This window comes from Kribbella sp. CCNWLW201 (assembly GCF_037203805.1).
GTDB lineage: Bacteria > Actinomycetota > Actinomycetes > Propionibacteriales > Kribbellaceae > Kribbella.
This window is the reverse complement of record NZ_JBBCBQ010000002.1, coordinates 430,156-447,751: the sequence shown is the minus strand read 5'-3', so window position 1 is coordinate 447,751 and position 17,596 is coordinate 430,156. Positions and strand designations below refer to the sequence as shown.

Below are 17,596 nucleotides of genomic sequence, written 5' to 3'. Positions count from 1 at the left end.
GCCTGGGATCGTGAGTGACAGCGGTCGGGCGTTACGCGGCTACCGTCAGTTGACGGTCCAGGTGTCGGCGCCGGTTACGAGGGACTGGAGGTCGCCGGTGCCTTGGGATTCCTGGGCGGTGGTGATCTGCTGGCGGACCAGGTCGTCGTAGGCCGCGCGTTCGACGGAGCGGAAGACGCCGATCGGGGCGCGGTGCAGGATGCCGGCGTCGGTGAGCCGGGACAGGGCGAACGCGTACGCCGGGTCGTCGGTGTGTGCGTCGTGGACGACCAGGTCGGCCTCGCCGCCGGGCAGGTCGGCGACCTCGCGAACGGCCAGGGAGGCGAAGCCGTCGCGGACCACGCCGAGGCGGCCTTCCTTGCCGAAGCGGATCGGCTCACCGTGGACCAGCGGGATGATCGCGTCGTCCCGGGTCTCCGGGTCCTTGAACGCCTCGAACGCGTTGTCGTTGAAGATCGGGCAGTTCTGGTAGATCTCGACGAACGCCGTACCCCGGTGCTCCGCGGCCTCGCGCAGTACCGAGGTCAGGTGCTTGCGGTCGGAGTCGACCGTGCGGGCCACGAACGTCGCCTCCGCGCCGAGCGCCAGCGAGACCGGGTTGAACGGGTTGTCCACCGAGCCCATCGGGGTCGACTTGGTCACCTTGCCGGTCTCCGACGTCGGCGAGTACTGGCCCTTGGTCAGGCCGTAGATCCGGTTGTTGAACAGCAGGATCTTCAGGTTCACGTTCCGCCGGAGCGTGTGGATGAGGTGGTTGCCGCCGATCGACAGCGCGTCGCCGTCACCGGTGACGACCCACACGCTGAGGTCCGGCCGGGACACCGCGAGACCGGTTGCGATCGCCGGCGCACGCCCGTGGATCGAGTGCATGCCGTACGTCGACAGGTAGTACGGGAACCGTGACGAGCAGCCGATCCCGGACACCATCGCCACGTTCTCCCGCTTGATCCCGAGCTCCGGCAGGAACCCCTGGAAAGCCGCCAGTACGGCGTAGTCGCCGCACCCCGGGCACCAGCGGACCTCCTGGTCGGAGATGTATTCCTTGCGGTTCTGCGGCTCGGTCGCGGCCGGTACGCCGCGTAGACCGCCGGGCAGACCCGGCAGGCCGAGGTCGACCGTGCTCATCGCGCTCCCTCCTGGTGGTGCAGTTGGCCGTTGGTCAGGCCGTTCGGCTGGGTGCGCAGGGCTTCACCGTGCGTCAGGCTGGCCGCTGCCTCGCCCATGTGGCGGGCGTCGTCGTCAATGCCTTCGGTCTCCTCGACCAGGTTGCCGATCACCTCGGCCAGCTCCGCGGCGCCGAGCGGCATACCGCGGACCTGCGCGTACGAGACCACGTCGACCAGGTACTTGGCGCGCAGCAGCATCGCCAGCTGGCCCAGGTTCATCTCTGGCACCAGGACCTTGTCGTACGACTTCAGCACGTCGCCGAGGTTCGACGGGAACGGGTTCAGGTGCCGCAGATGCGCCTGCGCGATCTTTCCGCCGACCGTGCGGACCCGGCGGACGCCGGCCCCGATCGGGCCGTACGTCGAACCCCACCCGAGCACCAGCACCTTCGCCGTACCGTCCGGGTCGTCGACCTCGATCGGCGGGACGGTGATGCCGTCCACCTTCGCCTGCCGGGTGCGGATCATCAGGTCGTGGTTGGCCGGGTCGTAGGAGATGTTGCCGGTCTTGTCCTCCTTCTCCAGACCGCCGATCCGGTGGTCCAGTCCCGCCGTACCCGGGATGGCCCAGGCGCGGGCCAGGGTCTCCGGGTCGCGCAGGTAGGGGAGGTACGTCGGCTCACCCTTGGCGTTGGTCGCGTTCGGCTCGACCGTGAAGGCCGGGTCGATCGTCGGCAGGTCCTCGATCACCGGGATCTGCCACGGCTCGGAGCCGTTGGCCAGGTAGCCGTCGGACAGCACGATCACCGGCGTCCGGTAGGTGACCGCGATCCGGGCCGCCTCGACCGCGATCGCGAAGCAGTCCGCGGGGGACTGGGCCGCCACCACCGGCAGCGGGGCCTCGCCGTTGCGGCCGAACATCACCTGCAGCAGGTCGGCCTGCTCGGTCTTGGTCGGCATACCGGTCGAGGGACCGGCGCGCTGGATGTCACAGACCACCAGCGGCAGCTCGAGCATCACACCGAGGCCGATCGTCTCTGACTTCAGGCTGATGCCCGGACCCGACGACGTGGTCACGCCGAGCGCACCGCCGAAGGAGGCGCCGAGCGCGGCACCGACTCCCGCGATCTCGTCCTCGGCCTGGATCGTGGTGACGTTGAACCGCTTGAGCTTGGACAGCTCGTGCAGTACGTCGGAGGCCGGGGTGATCGGGTAGGCGCCGAGGACCAGCGGCAGACCGGCGCGCTGGGCGCCCGCGACCAGACCGTAGGCCAGCGCCAGGTTGCCGGAGATGTTCCGGTAGGTGCCGGTGGCCATGCTGGCCGGCTTCACCTCGTACCGGACCGAGAACTCCTCGGCCGTCTCGCCGAAGTTGTAGCCCGCCCGGAACGCCGCGATGTTGGCGTCGCGGATGTCCGGCTTGGACGCGAACTTGGTCTCCAGGAACGTGATCGTCGACTCGACCGGTCGCTGGAACAACCAGGACACCAGGCCGAGGGCGTACATGTTCTTCGCCCGGGACGCGTCCTTGCGGGTCAGCCCGAACTCCTTGACCGACTCGACCGTCATGCCCGTCAGGTTCAGCGGTACGACGTGATAGCCGTCGAGCTCACCGGTCTCCAGCGGGTTCTCGTCGTACCCGATCCGCTTCAGGTTCCGGGCAGTGAAGTCCGCGGTGTCGATGATCAGGGTGGCGCCGCGCGGGACGTCGGGCAGGTTCGCCTTGAGTGCGGCCGGGTTCATCGCGACCAGCACATCGGGCGCATCACCAGGCGTCAGGATGTCGTGGTCGGCGAAGTGGAGCTGGAACGACGACACGCCCGGCAGTGTTCCGGCTGGTGCCCGGATCTCTGCTGGGAAGTTGGGCAACGTCGACAGGTCATTGCCGAACGATGCCGTTTCCGCTGTGAACCTGTCCCCCGTGAGCTGCATCCCGTCGCCGGAGTCGCCGGCGAAGCGGATCACCACGCGGTCGAGCTGCTTGACCTCGATGGTCACTGTTCTGTTCATCTCCAAGTCGAAGCTTGGGCCGGCCGGCCGCTTCGTGGACGGCAGGTCGATCCCCCCAGTCAGGGCGATAACCCCAATATTAGTTCGCCCTTAGTACGGAACCATGCGGAAGCCCCGGTGGTCCACAGCCTGGGACACGGTGTTGGGGACTGGACAGTGTGGGATAGGACCAAATCCTCCAGTGTCACACTCTGCAGCGGCTCGCTTGCGATCCGGAATGAGAACCGGCAGGGTGTCGTCATCAAGTTGTGATCCACCCTCTTGGAGTTCCCCATGGGCCGTCGCCCTATCCGCGTTGTTGTCGGACTGTTGGCGTTCGCGCTGACCGGATGCGCCGCCCCGGTGGCGCCGGCGGACAGCGCGCTGAGTCTCGGCAGTACGGCGGCCGCGGCGCCGGCCTCGATCACGGCGGCCTCGGCGGCGCGGACGGCGAAGATCTACAGCATCCGGACCACGGACGCGACCAAGGGCGTGATCACGGTGATCGGCACGCTGTCGCCGGCGCCGAAGACGGGCACGCGGGTCCCGCTGCACCAGTGGATCCCGTCCGAACGACGGTGGCAGGAGATCGCCCACGGGTACTCGTCCGGCTCGAGTGTGATCATCAAGACCGTGCGGCCCGGATCGGTCCGGACCTACCGGATCGCGGTCGGGCCGCAGGCGCCGTACGCGGCAGCGATCTCTCCGATGATCAGCTTCAAGCACTACGTCTGGCGCGGGATCTTCAAGAAGGGGCTGCTGGCTGCGGGCGGGGTGGGGACGCCGCAGTTCAACGTCATACCGCCGAAGGAAGGGCCGCGGCGGGCCGAGGCCGATCTACTGGCGGACAAGGGCGGGTACGTCTGGGGCGAGGTCAACTCGACCGGCTGCAGCTACGTGCGGAACTGGCTCGGCAACCTGACCGACGGGACCGTGCGTACGTCGCTGCACAACGGGACGAAGGCGATGACGTCGGTGCTGCAGAGGCAGGAGACCGAGACCTGGCTCAACTACAAGATCCTCGGCGTCACCCGGCTGCGGCTCCAGGTCGCGGACGTCAGCTCGGGCTACGGCCCGTACGTCGCAGTCGACTCGATTCTGCTCTGCACGAACTAAGCCTCCCTCCGTGGAGCCTGCCGCGCTGCGCGGCACTCGGCGGGCACATCGCGGCGTTGGAGGGCGAGGCACGGAGAACCCCACTCCGAGCCTCGCCCTCCGCCTTGCGCTGCACTCCGCCGAGCACCTGCTCGCTGCTGCCAGGCTCCACGGAGCGAGGCTAAGCTGCTGTCTGTGTCGGAGAGCTACGGGGTCATCGCGGCGGTCGTCGTACTTGGCCTGGCCGGGCTGATCGGCGCGTTCGCGCTGAACAAGGCGCTCACCGTCACCTATCCGACCGAGGGCAAGCTCAAGACCTACGAGTCCGGCGTCGACCCGGTCGGCGAGGGCTGGGCCCAGGTCCACATCCGGTATTACCTGTTCGCGTACCTCTACGTGATCTTCGCCGTGGACGCGATCTACCTCTTTCCTTGGGCGACCATCTTCGCTGCCCTCGGCTTCGCCACGCTGATCGAGATGTTCATCTTCCTGGCGTTCGTTGCGGTCGGCCTGCTCTACGCCTACCGCAAAGACGTCCTCCGCTGGACCTGAGCCACGCCCGCCGAAGCCACCGTGCCACATCGAGTGAAGCCGCCGTGCTGCGTCGAGTGAAGCCGCCGTGCTGCGTCGAGTGAAGCCAGTGTGTCGAGTGTGAGAGGTGTGTCGCTGCCAAGCGCTTGCCGACCGCACGGTCCCTTCACTCGACACACTGGCTTCAGTGGAAGTGCAGCTATGCGCGTGCGAGGGCTGCGGCGATTGCCCAGTCCTGGGGGCCTATGCCCACGGACTTGAAGACCGTGCGGCCGGTGGCGTTTGGGATCCGTGAGAGTGCGGGGCCGAGCTCTAGCAAGTCAGCCGTGGCGAGGGCGCCTGATTCGGTCGCGTCGATGATTTCGCCCGACTCCTCCAGGGCGGCTTCGCGTTGGTCGACCATTACGACGGATGCGGTGGCGAGCAGGTCGCGGGGGAGTTCGCGCATGGTCGGGCGGAACGCGCCGATGGCGTTGACGTGGACGCGGTCCGGCAGTGCGTCCGCGTCGAAGAGTGGCGTGGACGACGACGTGGCGCAGCAGACGATGTCGGTGTCGGCGATCGCGTCGTCGATGGACGTGCTGGGCGTGAACTTCACGTCGGGGAACTCACCGGCCATCGATGTACTCAGGGCCGCGGCGCGATCGGCCGACCGGCCGGTGACGGTCACCGCGGCAATCCGTCGTACGGCGAGAACGGCACGGACCTGGTCCGGAGCCTGAGCACCGGTTCCGATCAGCGTGAGCCGGGACGCGTCGGCCGGGGCGAGCAGATCGGTGGCGACGCCGACGACCGCGCCGGTCCGCAAGGTGGTGATCGACGTGCCGTCGGCAACGAGCTGTTCACCGTCGCCGGTCCAGATGACCGTGGCCCGGATCGCCGGCACCTGGTCGAGCGCGATACCGATCTTCTTCACCACCGCGGTCCCGGACGGCGAGTGGTACGCCGACATCACCAGCACCGCCCCGTCGCCGAAGATCTGCCGCGCGGGCAACACGAAGTTCCCCTCGGCGAGCTCCCGGAACGCATCCCGTACGGCGTCGATCGCGGTACTCATCGGGACGATCCGACGGACATCCTCAGCGGAAAGAACTCTCACCGCCCCGAGGCTACTCTGGGTCCCGCCGAAGGAACGGCTGCTGAAGGGGTGACAGCGTGCAGACCTGGCTCGACGAGAATCTCGCCCGGCTGATCGGGAAGTACGACGTACCGGCCGCATCGATCGCGGTGCTCGCCGACGGGGAAGTGAGCGAGGCGGCGGCCGGCGTGCTGAATCTGAACACCGGTGTCGAGGCGACCACCGACTCGGTGTTCCAGATCGGCTCGATCACCAAGCTGTGGACCACCACGCTGATCATGCAGCTGGTGGCCGAGGGCAAGGTCGAGCTCGACCGGCCGGTGCGTGACTACCTGCCCGAGTTCAAGCTGGCCGACGAGGTCGCGACCGCCGCCGTCACACCGCGGCACCTGCTGACCCACACCGGCGGCTTCTCCGGTGACGCCTTCACCCCGACCTCTCGTGGTGACGACGGGGTCGAGCTGTACGTGCGCGACGTCGTCCCCGGGCTCGCGCAGGAGGTCCCGCTCGGCACCGGGTTCTCCTACAACAACGCCGGATTCGTCATCCTCGGCCGGATCGCGGAGTTGCTGCGGGGCAAGCCGTTTCACGAGCTGGTCCGCGAGCACATCGTCGTACCGCTGGAGCTGAAGCACGTGGCGACGATCCCGGACGAGGCGCTGCTCTATCGCACCGCGCTCGGGCATATCTCGCCGACGCCGGGTGCGCCGCTGGAGGCCGCGCCGCTGTGGAGCCTCATCCACGCGATGGCGCCGGCCGGGTCGCTTCTGGCGATGACCGCCCGCGACCTGATCGGGTTCGGCCGGGCGTACCTGGACGCGACCCTGCTCGACCGGGCGACCATCGACAGCTTGTGGGAGCGGCAGGTCGACGTACCGGCGACCGGTGGATCGGCTGAGCAGTGGGGACTCGGCTGGATGCTCTTCGGCAGGTCGCTCTACGGTCACGACGGCGGGACGATCGGGCAGTCCGCGTACTTCCGGCTCGTCCCGGACAAGGGCGTCGCGGTCGCGCTGCTCACCAACGGTGGCGACACCACGGCCCTGTACGACGAACTGGTCGGCCACGTACTGCGGGAGACGGCCGGAGTCGAGCTGCCGAAGCGGCCGGTGCCGCCGTCGGAGCCGGTCGAGATCTCGGCCGAACTCGTCACCGGACGGTACGACGGCGTGCTGTTCAGCGCGACGGTCAGCGTCGAGGACGGCGAGTTCTGGGTGGTGGAGGAGGCCGTGAGCGAGACGGCGAAGGTGTTGCAGCCCGAGCCTCGGCGGATCCGCTTCGTGGCGCTGGACGAATCCCGGCTGATCGCAGCCGAGCGGGAGCGCGGGGTGTACGAGGTGATCGCGTTCCGTGAACCGGTCGACGGGCGGGCGGCGTACCTCTTCCGGGGCGGCCGGCTCGCGCCGCGTGGTGACTGAGCGTAGTTTTCGCTCAGCCTGACAGGTCGTTGCCTGGTCACCCTTTGTATTTGCGTTCGGCAACAAAAGTCACGGCTTCTCGCGCCGGTATAACGGAATGCGTACACCCCGTCGCCAATCGCTGAGAACGCAGCTATGGTGATTACGCGGGGAAACGGGGTGAGTACAGGGCGGTGAGGCTATGTCGTGGCAACTCTGGGTGGTGATCACGCTGATCGCGGCCGGGGTCGTGATACTGGCTGTGACCAGAATGCGGCACGCGCAGCACGTGTTCACCGACATCACTCGGCTGGACCGCTCGACGGAGAGTGGCCGAACCAGTCTTTCCGGTGACGAGCTGGCCCAGGCCCGCGCACGCCACACCGAACCAGAAGTCAGCCCACGCCGCGGCCACGGCTGACAGCACACCCCAAAGACGCCCGGGCCCCACACCCGGGTCCGCCCACACCGTCGCTCACGTTCGGCGGACACGCACAGCGCCGAACGTGAGCGACCTCGGGCGACCAATCAGTCGACGGCCGTGGCACCAGTCGATCAGCCCCTCGGCCCAGCTGAGCAGGCCGTGACGCGTCAGTCGAGTAGGCCGTCGCGGCGGGCGACCGCGGCCGCCTCGGTGCGGGAGCGGACACCGAGCTTCGCCAGGATGTTCGAGACGTGCACGCTGACCGTCTTCTCGCTGATGTAGAGCTCCCGGGCCAACTGCCGGTTGGTCCGCCCCTCGGCCAGTAGCGCGAGCACCTCGGTCTCCCGAGACGTCAAGCTGCCAGCCCCACCACCGGACTCCACCCCGCCGACCTCGTCCAGCAGCGGCTTCGACGCCAGCTCACGACCGACCTCGGCGGCCAGTGCCGTCTGCTCGTTCGCCTCCGCGACCCGGCCGGCCGCTCGGAGCGCCGCCGACAACCGCACTCGCGACCACGCCTGCTCGAAGGGGTATCCGTACCCGAAAGCGTCGACGGTGCGCTCCCACACACTCACGTGGTCCTCTGGCGTCGGCGGGTCGATGCCGGCCAGCCACCGCAGCCGCTCCCACTCCGCCTCCAGCCGCGCCAGCCACGCCAGACCCTCGACACCCATCAACCGCCCCGGCGGCAACCCCTTCTCGGCCGTCGCCTGCCCGGCCGAGACCAACTCCGCGCCCTTGGCCACCAACTCCTGCGCGGCTGACGGCTCACCCACCGCCCGATGGCACAACACCTGCAGCCCGAGCGTCGAGAACCGGATCCGCGCCATGAACCACTCGGTCTGGAACACGTCCGCACACAACGCGGACACATCGGCGATCAGCTTCTCCGCCTCCGCGGGCTGGTCCAGGTGCCGGTAGGCGTCCACGGCCGGCTGCAGACCGATGATAGGCAGCATCACGTCCAGGTCCCACCACTTGCGCAGCCGCTCCAGCTCCTCCGCAACCGAGGTGTCGCCGCGCCCACTCCGGACGGCGAACTCCACCGCGCGCAGCGAGGCCGCGGACGCTTTCGGCGTCATCGAGTCGGTCCGGGTAGTCGCTGCCGCCTCGTCCCACTCGCCCAGGACGAACTGGGTCAGCCCGAGCATCCGCCGCGCGTCGAATCCGTACGCGGCCCACTGCCGCCCGAGCTCGCCGGCCCGCTGTGTCGCAAGCGTGAGCGCGGTCTTCGCCGCGTGCAGATCTCCCTGCTCGTAGTGCGTCGAGCCGAGCAGGAACCGGCTCCGCATCTCGGCCGCGGCGTCCCCCGCCAGTTGCGCCCGTACGGCGGCTTCCTCCAGCTGCTGTACGGCGCCCATCGGGTCACCGGCCCGGCGACGAAGCACGGCCAGAGTGATGCCGGCGTCGCCCATCGCGGACTCCTGCCCGGCCTCGCGAGCGATCTCCAACGCCCGCAGGGCCCAGCGCTCGGCATCCATCGGCCGGCCCATCGCGTCCGAGACCCGGGCGTAGAGCGACGCGACCTGCGCCTTGAACACACTGGCCGGCTCGTCGTTCACCAGCTTGAGCGCCTGCGAGATCGCCTCGCTCGCTTCCTGGTCCTGATCGATGATCAGCGCGATGTCGGCCAGTGGCAGCAGCAGCTGGGCACGCTGCAGCTTCGGAGCGTCCGCGGGCAGCTCGGCGAGCGCCTTGCGGAGGAGCTTCACCGCCCGCAGGTGCTGCGAGGACAGCGTCGCCGCGGTCGCGGTCTGCACGATCAGCCAGGTCTTGTCGATGGTGCTCTCGGGCGACCTGTTCGGGTACAGCTCGAGGGCCAGCTCGTAGTGCTTCAGCCCTTCCTGCGGCGCGGCGACCGAGATGGCCTCCTCACCTGCCCGGATCCGCGCTTCAAAGGCCTCGGCCAGGTTGTGCGACCGGGTGGCGTGCCCGGCGAGCTCAGCCGCCGTACCCGCGACGGTCTGGTCCTTCAGCGCCTGCACGTACGCCGCGTGCTGGCGAACCCGCTCGCCTGGCAGCAGGTCGTCGTACACCGCCTCGGCCAGCAAGGCGTGGCGGAAGTAGTACCGATCGCTGGTCGGTACGTCGATGATGTGGGCGTCGATGAGCTCGCGCAGCGCCTCGTCGAGCTCGCGGTCGGGCAGCCCCGCGACGGCGGTGAGCAGGTTGTGCGGAACGCGCCGGCCTGCGACCGCGATCACCCGGGCGACCTGGCGAGCGTCGTCGGACAGCGGGTCGAGCCGGACCAGCAGCAGATCGGCAAGATCAGGCGGTACGGCGTCTCCGTCGCCCATCGAGGCCGCGGCGACCAGCTCTTCGGTGAAGAACGCGTTCCCACCGGCCCGCTCGAGGATGCGTCGTACCTCGGACTCCGGCAGCGGCTCGGTCAGCAGGGCGCTGAGGAGGGTGCGCGACTCGTCGGCGTCCAGGGGGAGCAGGTTGACCCGCCGCACCCGGGGGTTGCGGGACCACTCGGCGATCGGGCGGCGCAGCGGGTGCCGGCGATGCAGGTCGTCACTGCGGTAGGACACGACCAGGGTCAGGCGTTGAGCGGTCAGCCGGGTGATCAGGAAACCGATCAGGTCCCGGGTCGAGTCGTCGGCCCAGTGCGCGTCCTCGATGATCACCAGCAGCGGCTCGCTGGTGGACAGCGCGGTGAACGCGCCGAGGACGGCGTCGAACAGGGCGGCCCGGTCCAGCTGGCCCTCCTGCGGCACCGGCTGGGCGCCGATCAGGCGGTGGGTGGGCAGCAGCCGGCCGATCGCCGGGAAGTTGGTGAGCACGCTCTCGACCAGGTCCGGCCGGTCGCCGGCCAGCCGGCCGAAGACCTCGGAGAACGGCAGGTACGGCAGGCCGGCGTCGCCGAAGTCGGTGCAGTGCCCGACCAGGACGCCGAAACCGCGCTCGTGCGCACCTGTGGCCACCTCGTCCAGCAGCCGGGTCTTGCCGACGCCGGCGTCACCGGACAGCAGGACGGCGCCGGCGCGACGCGTCTTGGCGTCGTCGACGGCGCTGAGCAGGGCGGCCATCTCGGCAGAGCGGCCGACGAGAGGTGTCGAAGTCCAGGGCACGTCGTCCATCTTCGCCCCTGGAGCCGACACAAATCGACGGCATCCCTTCCGGTGGTCGCCACTGGCAACGAAAACGCCGTCCCTGACCGGTGCTATCGGGTCAGAGACGGCGGTCTCGGCGGTCATGCCGCGTGAGTGGGTCGGAGGGCCCGGCGAGCGTGCCGCGGCTCAGGCTGCGGGGTGCGCTCCGAGCGCTCCCGGCGGGTCGTCACCCGGTACTGGTGTTGCTGGCGGTACGTGGTCTCCGCCTTGACCGATTGAGGTGTCGTAAACATGGTTTCCCTCCCTTCAGGCTTTCCGGCCGAACAGGTGGACGAGGTTCCGGCGGGTCCGGGTGGTCCGGTGGTGCCGGAAGTCACGGCTGAGGCGCTCCCTGCGGTAGTCGACCTCTGCCTTGACCGATTCGTTCGTGTACATCTGTTGCTCCTTGGTGTCTGTCGGCTTCCTGCCGATGCGTTAAATGTGCTCGTCTGAGGTAGGCCCACACATCGGAACTCCTCCCTATCCCTGGTCCCTAGGAGGTCCTAGGGAGGTGAGGTACGGCGTAGGAGGCGTCTAGGTACCCCTGGAAAGAGGTGGCGCGGCCGGCTCGTGGGGGAGCCGGCCGCGCCGGGGTGGGGGTGACTGTGTGCTCACATCGCGGGGCGGGCGCGGAGCTCGGGGGCGTAGGGCTCGGGCGCCTGCCGCTTGGGCTTGCGCTGGAGCCATGCGGGGCGCTGGAAGTCCCGCTTGATGCGGTCCTGGCGGTATTTCATCTCTGCCCGGACAAAGTCGGGTGAGTAGAGAGACATGATCTCCTCCGGGAGCTTGTCGATGACTAGACAGTGCTCGCCTGAGGAGGCCCCCCACATCGGCACTACTCCCTATGCCCGAGGGCAACGGGTGCCTTAGACCCACCCGCGCGTACTACGCAGCCACTCCCTCGTCGCTGCGTGGTGCGCGGGGGCTAGGTGGTGTAGGTGAGGCTTAGTTCGAAGTGTTCGGGATCCAGCAGGCTGTCGGCGTGCTCGGCGAAGGTGTCGTCGGCGGTCCAGCTGGTTCGTTCGGTGTGCAGGAACCAGGTGCCCTCCGGACGACCGAGCAGCCCGGCCTCGGCGGCGTCCAGTGGGCGGCCGCGGAGGCGTTGCTCACAGTGGTCGAGGTGCAACCCGGCGCGGTGCAGGGTGGCCGTGATCGAGCCGTTCTCGAGCCCGCGTTCGGGTAGGTCTCGCAAGGACTTCAGGGCCGGGATCCGGCTGCGTTCGATCGAGATCGCCGGGCCGTCCGCGAGTTGCCGCAGTCGCTCGATCACGATCACCTCCGGCGACCCGAGCCCGAGTCGCTCGGCCAGCTCCGGATCCTGTTCGAGCGCGATCTTCACCGTCCGCATCCGGGTCTCGACACCCTGTTCGGCCAGCGCGTGCGTCCACCCGAGCCGGCCGTCCAGCGGCCGCCCGTCGAACAGCACGAACGACCCCTTACCGGTCCGGGTGGCGATCAGCCCGTCCTCGGTCAGTACGGCGAGCGCCGAGCGGATCGTGTTCCGGCTGACCGAGAAGCGCTTGGCCAGCTCGACCTCACCGGGCAGCTGCGCACCCCGCCGTACCAGGCCCGAACGGATTTCCCGGGCCAGCACGGCTGCGATCCGCTCGTGCTTCAGCGAGATCTCTGGCATCGGCGGCTCACGGGTTCAGCCTGCGGAAGTGATCGGCGGTCACGATCTCCAGCATCGGCGAGTAGAGCCGCATGATGTCGATCGCCTTCCGGTGGCTCTCGTCGTCAGAGCCGGCACACGCGTCCTCGACCACCTGGACGTACACGCCGGCGTCGACCGCGGCCAGGGCGGTGGTGATCACGCAGCAGTCCGTGGTCACGCCCGCCAGGACCAGGTGACCGCCCGGCCCGACCCGCTCCGCCAACTCGGGCCCCCAGGCGCCGAAGGTGGTCTTGTCCAGCGTCGGCGCGCCCCTGAACTCGTCGACCAGTTGGTAGTCGGCCGAATCCGGCGGCTGCAGCGCGAACGGGTAGAGCTCGTAGTACGTCACCCAGGAACCGACTGGTTTCTCCGGCGCGACGAACCGGGTGAAGATCACCTGCGGCGAGAGGATCTCGATCAGCTTCTTGGTGGGTTCCATCACCCGCTGGAAGTCGGGCGCTGCCCAGGCCGAATCCGGGCGGGCGAAGATCCGCTGCAGGTCGATCAGTGCGAGAACCGGCCCCATCACGCCGCCCTTTCCTGCCTGCGTACGGCGGACATCCCGCCGGCCAACTGGACCACGAAGCCGGCCACCAGGGCGAACAGCACACCCAGGTTCGCGTAGGCCCAGGCGCCATCCTTGCCACCGAGACCGAACGGCTCGAGCAGGTATCCCTGCCAGGTCAGCCAGGACGCCAGCGTGTTCGTGACCAGGCCCCAACCGATGCCGGTGGCAACGATCATGGTGAGCACCGGCAGCCAGCGCACGTCGCCGTACCGGCCGCGCGGGTCGTAGAGGTCGGCCTCGGCGTAGTCGCGCCGCCGGCTCACCAGGTCGGCGAGCATGATGCCGCACCAGGCCGCCACCGGGACCCCGAGGGTGATCAGGAAGCCCTGGAACTCACCGAGGAACTCGTCGCCGTAGAAGACCACGTAGATGGTTCCGGCGATCATCACCAGCCCGTCGATGAACGCGGCGACGTACCGGGGTACGGGCAGTCCGATCGACAACAGGGCCAGGCCGGACGAATAGATGTCGAGTACGGCGCCGCCGACCAGACCGAGTACGGCGACGATCACGAACGGGACCAGGAACCAGGTCGGCAACGCCTCCGCGAGTGCGCCGATCGGGTCGGCGGCGATCGCCGTACTCAGGTCGGTCGAGGAGCCGGCCAGCAGGAGTCCGAAGCCGAACAGGATCACCGGTGCGACGGACGCTCCGAAGGTGGTCCAGCCGACCACGCCCGCGCCGGACGACTGCCGCGGGAGGTAACGCGAGTAGTCCGCGGCCAGGTTGACCCAGCCGAGGCCGAAGCCGGTCATCAGGAACACCAGCGCGCCGATCATCTGCTGGCTCGAGCCGCTCGGCAGCCCCGACACCGTGCTCCAGTTGATCCGGTCGGCGACCAGGATGACGTAGACGATCGTCAGGACGCCGGTGACGATCGTGATAATGGTCTGCGCCCGCATGATCAGGTCGAACCCGAGTACGCCGCAAGCGACGATCAGCACACCGACGACGACCAGTGCGATCACCTTCGTCAGACCGCCGCCACCCCAGCCGAGCCGCTCGAACACCGTCGCGGTCGCGAGGGTGGCCAGGATCGTCAGCACCGTCTCCCAGCCGACCGTCAGCAGCCAGGACACCAGCGACGGCAGTTTGTTGCCCCGGACACCGAACGCGGCACGGCTGAGCACCATCGTCGGCGCCGAACCGCGCTTGCCGGCCAGCGAGATCAGCCCGCAGAGCAGGAACGAAAACACGATGCCGACGAGGCCGCCGATCAGTGCCTGCCAGAACGAGATGCCGAACCCGAGTGCGAACGCGCCGTAGCTCAGGCCGAGCACCGAGACGTTCGCCCCGAACCACGGCCAGAACAGCTGACTGGGCCGGCCCTTCCGCTCCTCGTCGGCGATCACGTTCAGCCCGTTGCTCTCCACCGCGAGCGCCCGCGACTCCGGACCCCGCACCCCCAGTTGATCGGCCATGCCGTCTCCAACCCGAATGAACCTGTCCAGTCCTGTCCAATCACGGTAGGCCTGGGCCCCTGGGTGGTCAAGAATGAGCGGCATGCTGACCAACGCGGTGGACGGATTCAGGCTGGCGTACGACCGGGCCGGGGAAGGGCCGGCGGTGGTGCTGCTGCACGGGTGGCCCGGCGACCGCACCGACTATCGCCGGTTGGCGCCGATCCTGGTCGAGCGCGGATTCGAGGTGGTCGTTCCCGATCTCCGCGGATTCGGCGAGTCGGACAAGCCGCTCGGCGATGCTTCGCAGTACGGCGTCGCGGGGCAGGGGCGCAGCGTGGTCGGGCTGATCGAGGAACTCGGGCTCGAGCGGCCGGTCCTCGCCGGGTACGACATCGGCAGCCGGGTTGCGCAGGGTATTGCCCGCAGCCGGCCCGACCTGGTCCGCGGCCTGGTGGTGGCACCGCCGCTGCCGGGGATCGGGAAGCGGGTCTTCTCCGAGCACGCGCAGGCCGAGTTCTGGTACCAGGCCTTTCACAAGCTGCCGGTGATCGAGGAGCTGATCGACGGCAATCCCGACGCGGTCCGGTCGTATCTGCAGCACTTCTGGGCGCACTGGTCCGGGCCCGGGTTCGAGCCGGAACTGGATCACCTGGTCGAGGCGTATGCGGTGCCGGGTGCGTTCACGGCGTCGATCAACTGGTACCGGGCCGGTGCGGGGGCGGTGGCCATGTCGGCGGCCGAGTCGGCACCGGCGTCGTACGACCGGATCGGCGTACCGACGGTGGTGCTGTGGCCCGAGTTCGACCCGCTGTTCCCGCGGGCGTGGTCGGATCGGCTCGACGACTTCTTCAGCGACGTACGGCTGCGGTTCGTCGACGGGGCCGGGCATTACGCGCCGCTGGAATACCCGGAGATCCTCGCGGAGGAGATTGTCGGACTAGGCTGACCTCATGGCCCAGACCGAGCTGCCGTTGCCGATCGTGCGCCCGGACGTGGGTGCGCTGGCCAAGCTCGCGCCCGAGCCGGTCCGGTACCTGCTGAACTGGGGCCGCAAGTACTCCCTCTGGGTGTTCAACTTCGGTCTCGCCTGCTGCGCGATCGAGTTCATCGCCGCGTCGATGGGCCGGCACGACTTCATCCGGCTCGGCGTGATCCCGTTCGCGCCCGGGCCGCGGCAGGCCGACCTGATGGTCGTGTCGGGCACGGTGACGGACAAGATGGCGCCGGCGATCAAGCGGCTCTACGACCAGATGCCGGAGCCGAAGTACGTCATCTCGTTCGGCTCCTGCTCGAACTCGGGCGGTCCGTACTGGGATTCGTACTGCGTGACCAAGGGTGTCGACCAGATCATCCCGGTCGACGTCTACGTGCCCGGCTGCCCGCCGCGGCCGGAGGCGCTGCTGCAGGGCATCCTCAAACTGCAGGAGAAGATCGCCGGCGAGAACATGCCGAGCCGGTACGACGAGCCGTCCGCGGCAGCGCTGACCCGCGGTCTGGTGACGCCTTGAGCAACGACGCCCTGGATGCGCTGACCGGCGCCGGGATCGCCGCGACGTCGGCGGACAGCTTCGGTCCGGCGGCGGTCGACGTACCGGCGGAGTCGTGGGTGACGGCGCACGAGGTGTTGCGGGACGCGGTCGGGTTGACGTTCTTCGACTTCCTGACCGCTTCGGACGAGCTCGGTGACGGCTTCCGGGTGGTGACGCATCTGGCCGACTTCTGGGGCGGGTCGCATGTCGACCACCTGCTGGTGCGGACGCTGATCCCGCGGGACAAGCCGGTCCTGCCGACATTGTCCGAGTTGTACGCCGGGGCCAACTGGCACGAGCGTGAGACGTACGAGATGTTCGGCATCACCTTCGAAAACCATCCGAATCTGCAGCCGCTGCTGCTTCCCGACGGCTTCGAAGGCAACCCGCTGCGCAAGGAGTTCGTCCTCGCCTCGCGGGTCGCCAAACCGTGGCCCGGCGCCAAGGAGCCCGGCGAATCCGATCACGCTCCCTCGCACGGCGCACCCAGTCGTCGACGCACGCTTCCTCCTGGTGTTCCCGACCCCGAGACGTGGGGTCCGCGCCCGCCCGGCTCTCCCGACCCGGATCCGTTGGCGCCGGCCCAGGCGGCGTCCACCCCGGCGCGTCCACGTCGCGCCGGTGCGGAGCGTCGTACCCGCAAACAAACCGAAGCTCCGCCAGACGCGTGATCCCCACCGCGGCAGAACTGGCGCAATACACGCTCGAACGCCAGCATCCGCTGGTGCGTACCTGGGTGGATGACGCCACTCTGCTGGCGGCCTTCACCAAGCAGCACGAAGAAGTGGACGTGTTGCTCGCGACGGATCTCGCCATCGCTGCCGAACGAGCCGAGCGGTTCGCGCCTGGGCAGCCGGCGGAGTCGATGCTCAACTATTGGGTGCCTGTCGGTGACCTGGGCGTCATGTTCAGCATGCGCTTCGAGGGCCTGGATCCGAGCAAGCCGTTCGTCGACGCGACGCCGATGAGCCGGTCACCCCGTAGGACGGATCTCCCTGCGTTGGCCGCAGCCGCACTCGAGGCGTACGGCGTGCACCACCCGCGCTACGTCCGCCTGTGGAGCGCCGAGCCGCGGATGCGCGGTACGCATCCCGACCGCCGGTTCCTTGGCGCGCCGCTCAGTCAGTTGCAGCCTCGCGACGTACCTCCGGGTCTCGCACTGACCCGTGCTGAGGGTGTCGACCACTACGACGAGGCGCAGCAGGCGTACGACGCGGTGGACGCCGCCCATCCGCAGCACCGGTCGCAGGCGACCATCCAAGACCGCGACGACCTGCAGGAGGCGGCCGACGCGGGCCTGCTCTTCGACGTCACCGTCAACGGCGAGTGGGCCGGCTACGTGTCCGTGACCCTCGACAACTCGAACGGCACTGGCCTTCCGTCGTACGTCGTCCAGGAGCTGATCCTCACCCCTACCCACCGAGGCCACGGCTACGGTCCCCACCTCAGCACCCTCCTGGCCGCATCCCTCCCCGACCAGTCCCGCATCCTCACCGGCACCATCCACGCCGCCAACACCGGCGCCCGAACCGCCGCCCTGAACGCCGGCCGCCAAGACATAGGCGGCTGGCTTCAGCTTCCGTTACCTCACCCCTGACCCAGCTAGTGCCGCATCCAGTTCAGGTTTGTCGTCGTGCCGAGTACCTGCCGGAGCGGGGGATCTGCCCTGCCGAATCGGGCGGTCCGGTGTGATTGGTGCAGTTCGACAGGAGGTGTCCGGCGATCGG

Annotated in this window: 17 protein-coding genes; 8 read left to right on the top strand and 9 right to left on the bottom strand. The window is 68.8% G+C overall.

Going from position 1 to position 17,596, the window contains the following annotated elements; genetic code table 11:
* Positions 1 to 45 precede the first annotated feature (45 nt).
* Positions 46 to 1,125, bottom strand: coding sequence for a 2-oxoacid:ferredoxin oxidoreductase subunit beta (locus V9K99_RS11930; protein ID WP_337002296.1), 1,080 nt, complete (start codon positions 1,123 to 1,125; stop codon positions 46 to 48).
* Positions 1,122 to 3,116, bottom strand: a complete 1,995-nt coding sequence (locus V9K99_RS11925) for a 2-oxoacid:acceptor oxidoreductase subunit alpha (protein WP_337002298.1) — start codon at positions 3,114 to 3,116, stop codon at positions 1,122 to 1,124. Before V9K99_RS11925 ends, V9K99_RS11930 begins: the two co-directional genes overlap by 4 nt.
* A gap of 273 nt (positions 3,117 to 3,389) precedes the next feature.
* Here V9K99_RS11925 and V9K99_RS11920 point away from each other — a divergent pair, with 273 nt between their 5' ends.
* Positions 3,390 to 4,211 carry a hypothetical protein gene (locus tag V9K99_RS11920; protein ID WP_337002301.1) on the top strand — a complete coding sequence of 274 codons (822 nt, stop codon included), beginning with the start codon at positions 3,390 to 3,392 and terminating at the stop codon, positions 4,209 to 4,211.
* Between the two features lie 174 nt (positions 4,212 to 4,385).
* Positions 4,386 to 4,742: an NADH-quinone oxidoreductase subunit A gene (locus V9K99_RS11915; protein WP_337002302.1), complete on the top strand. Its 357-nt coding sequence runs from the start codon at positions 4,386 to 4,388 to the stop codon at positions 4,740 to 4,742.
* Between the two features lie 178 nt (positions 4,743 to 4,920).
* Here V9K99_RS11915 and V9K99_RS11910 read toward each other — a convergent pair whose 3' ends face one another.
* The gene (locus V9K99_RS11910) at positions 4,921 to 5,820 is read right to left on the bottom strand and encodes an ornithine cyclodeaminase family protein (RefSeq protein WP_337002304.1); all 900 of its coding nucleotides are present in this window, start codon (positions 5,818 to 5,820) and stop codon (positions 4,921 to 4,923) included.
* A 56-nt stretch (positions 5,821 to 5,876) separates the two neighbouring features.
* Between V9K99_RS11910 and V9K99_RS11905 the strand changes: the two genes are divergently transcribed.
* Both V9K99_RS11905 and V9K99_RS11900 read left to right on the top strand, forming a co-directional pair.
* Positions 5,877 to 7,217, top strand: coding sequence for a serine hydrolase domain-containing protein (locus V9K99_RS11905; protein WP_337002306.1), 1,341 nt, complete (start codon positions 5,877 to 5,879; stop codon positions 7,215 to 7,217).
* 181 nt (positions 7,218 to 7,398) lie between these two features.
* The gene (locus V9K99_RS11900) at positions 7,399 to 7,617 is read left to right on the top strand and encodes a hypothetical protein (protein WP_337002308.1); all 219 of its coding nucleotides are present in this window, start codon (positions 7,399 to 7,401) and stop codon (positions 7,615 to 7,617) included.
* 170 nt (positions 7,618 to 7,787) lie between these two features.
* Here V9K99_RS11900 and V9K99_RS11895 read toward each other — a convergent pair whose 3' ends face one another.
* The 6 genes from V9K99_RS11895 to V9K99_RS11870 form a co-directional block, all read right to left on the bottom strand.
* Complete coding sequence (locus V9K99_RS11895) at positions 7,788 to 10,703, bottom strand: helix-turn-helix transcriptional regulator (protein ID WP_337002309.1); 2,916 nt, start codon at positions 10,701 to 10,703, stop codon at positions 7,788 to 7,790.
* A 279-nt stretch (positions 10,704 to 10,982) separates the two neighbouring features.
* Positions 10,983 to 11,111 (bottom strand): hypothetical protein, encoded by a 129-nt coding sequence (locus V9K99_RS11890; RefSeq protein ID WP_337002311.1) that lies wholly within the window; start codon positions 11,109 to 11,111, stop codon positions 10,983 to 10,985.
* A 215-nt stretch (positions 11,112 to 11,326) separates the two neighbouring features.
* Positions 11,327 to 11,485, bottom strand: coding sequence for a hypothetical protein (locus V9K99_RS11885; RefSeq protein ID WP_337004116.1), 159 nt, complete (start codon positions 11,483 to 11,485; stop codon positions 11,327 to 11,329).
* 155 nt (positions 11,486 to 11,640) lie between these two features.
* Positions 11,641 to 12,348, bottom strand: a complete 708-nt coding sequence (locus tag V9K99_RS11880; protein WP_337004114.1) for a GntR family transcriptional regulator — start codon at positions 12,346 to 12,348, stop codon at positions 11,641 to 11,643.
* 7 nt (positions 12,349 to 12,355) lie between these two features.
* Positions 12,356 to 12,895, bottom strand: coding sequence for a cysteine hydrolase family protein (locus V9K99_RS11875; protein ID WP_337004112.1), 540 nt, complete (start codon positions 12,893 to 12,895; stop codon positions 12,356 to 12,358).
* A complete protein-coding gene (locus V9K99_RS11870) occupies positions 12,895 to 14,358 on the bottom strand; it encodes a purine-cytosine permease family protein (RefSeq protein WP_337004110.1) in 1,464 nt (487 codons plus the stop codon). Before V9K99_RS11870 ends, V9K99_RS11875 begins: the two co-directional genes overlap by 1 nt.
* A 73-nt stretch (positions 14,359 to 14,431) precedes the next feature.
* Between V9K99_RS11870 and V9K99_RS11865 the strand changes: the two genes are divergently transcribed.
* Genes V9K99_RS11865 through V9K99_RS11850 form a run of 4 tightly spaced genes read left to right on the top strand, consistent with a single transcriptional unit; the run spans position 14,432 to position 17,466 of the window.
* Complete coding sequence (locus V9K99_RS11865; RefSeq protein WP_337336388.1) at positions 14,432 to 15,286, top strand: alpha/beta fold hydrolase; 855 nt, start codon at positions 14,432 to 14,434, stop codon at positions 15,284 to 15,286.
* A gap of 4 nt (positions 15,287 to 15,290) precedes the next feature.
* The gene (locus V9K99_RS11860; RefSeq protein WP_337004106.1) at positions 15,291 to 15,848 is read left to right on the top strand and encodes an NADH-quinone oxidoreductase subunit B; all 558 of its coding nucleotides are present in this window, start codon (positions 15,291 to 15,293) and stop codon (positions 15,846 to 15,848) included.
* Positions 15,845 to 16,540, top strand: a complete 696-nt coding sequence (locus tag V9K99_RS11855; RefSeq protein ID WP_337004104.1) for an NADH-quinone oxidoreductase subunit C — start codon at positions 15,845 to 15,847, stop codon at positions 16,538 to 16,540. Before V9K99_RS11860 ends, V9K99_RS11855 begins: the two co-directional genes overlap by 4 nt.
* 53 nt (positions 16,541 to 16,593) lie before the next feature.
* Positions 16,594 to 17,466, top strand: coding sequence for a GNAT family N-acetyltransferase (locus V9K99_RS11850; RefSeq protein ID WP_337004102.1), 873 nt, complete (start codon positions 16,594 to 16,596; stop codon positions 17,464 to 17,466).
* Positions 17,467 to 17,596: the final 130 nt, after the last annotated feature.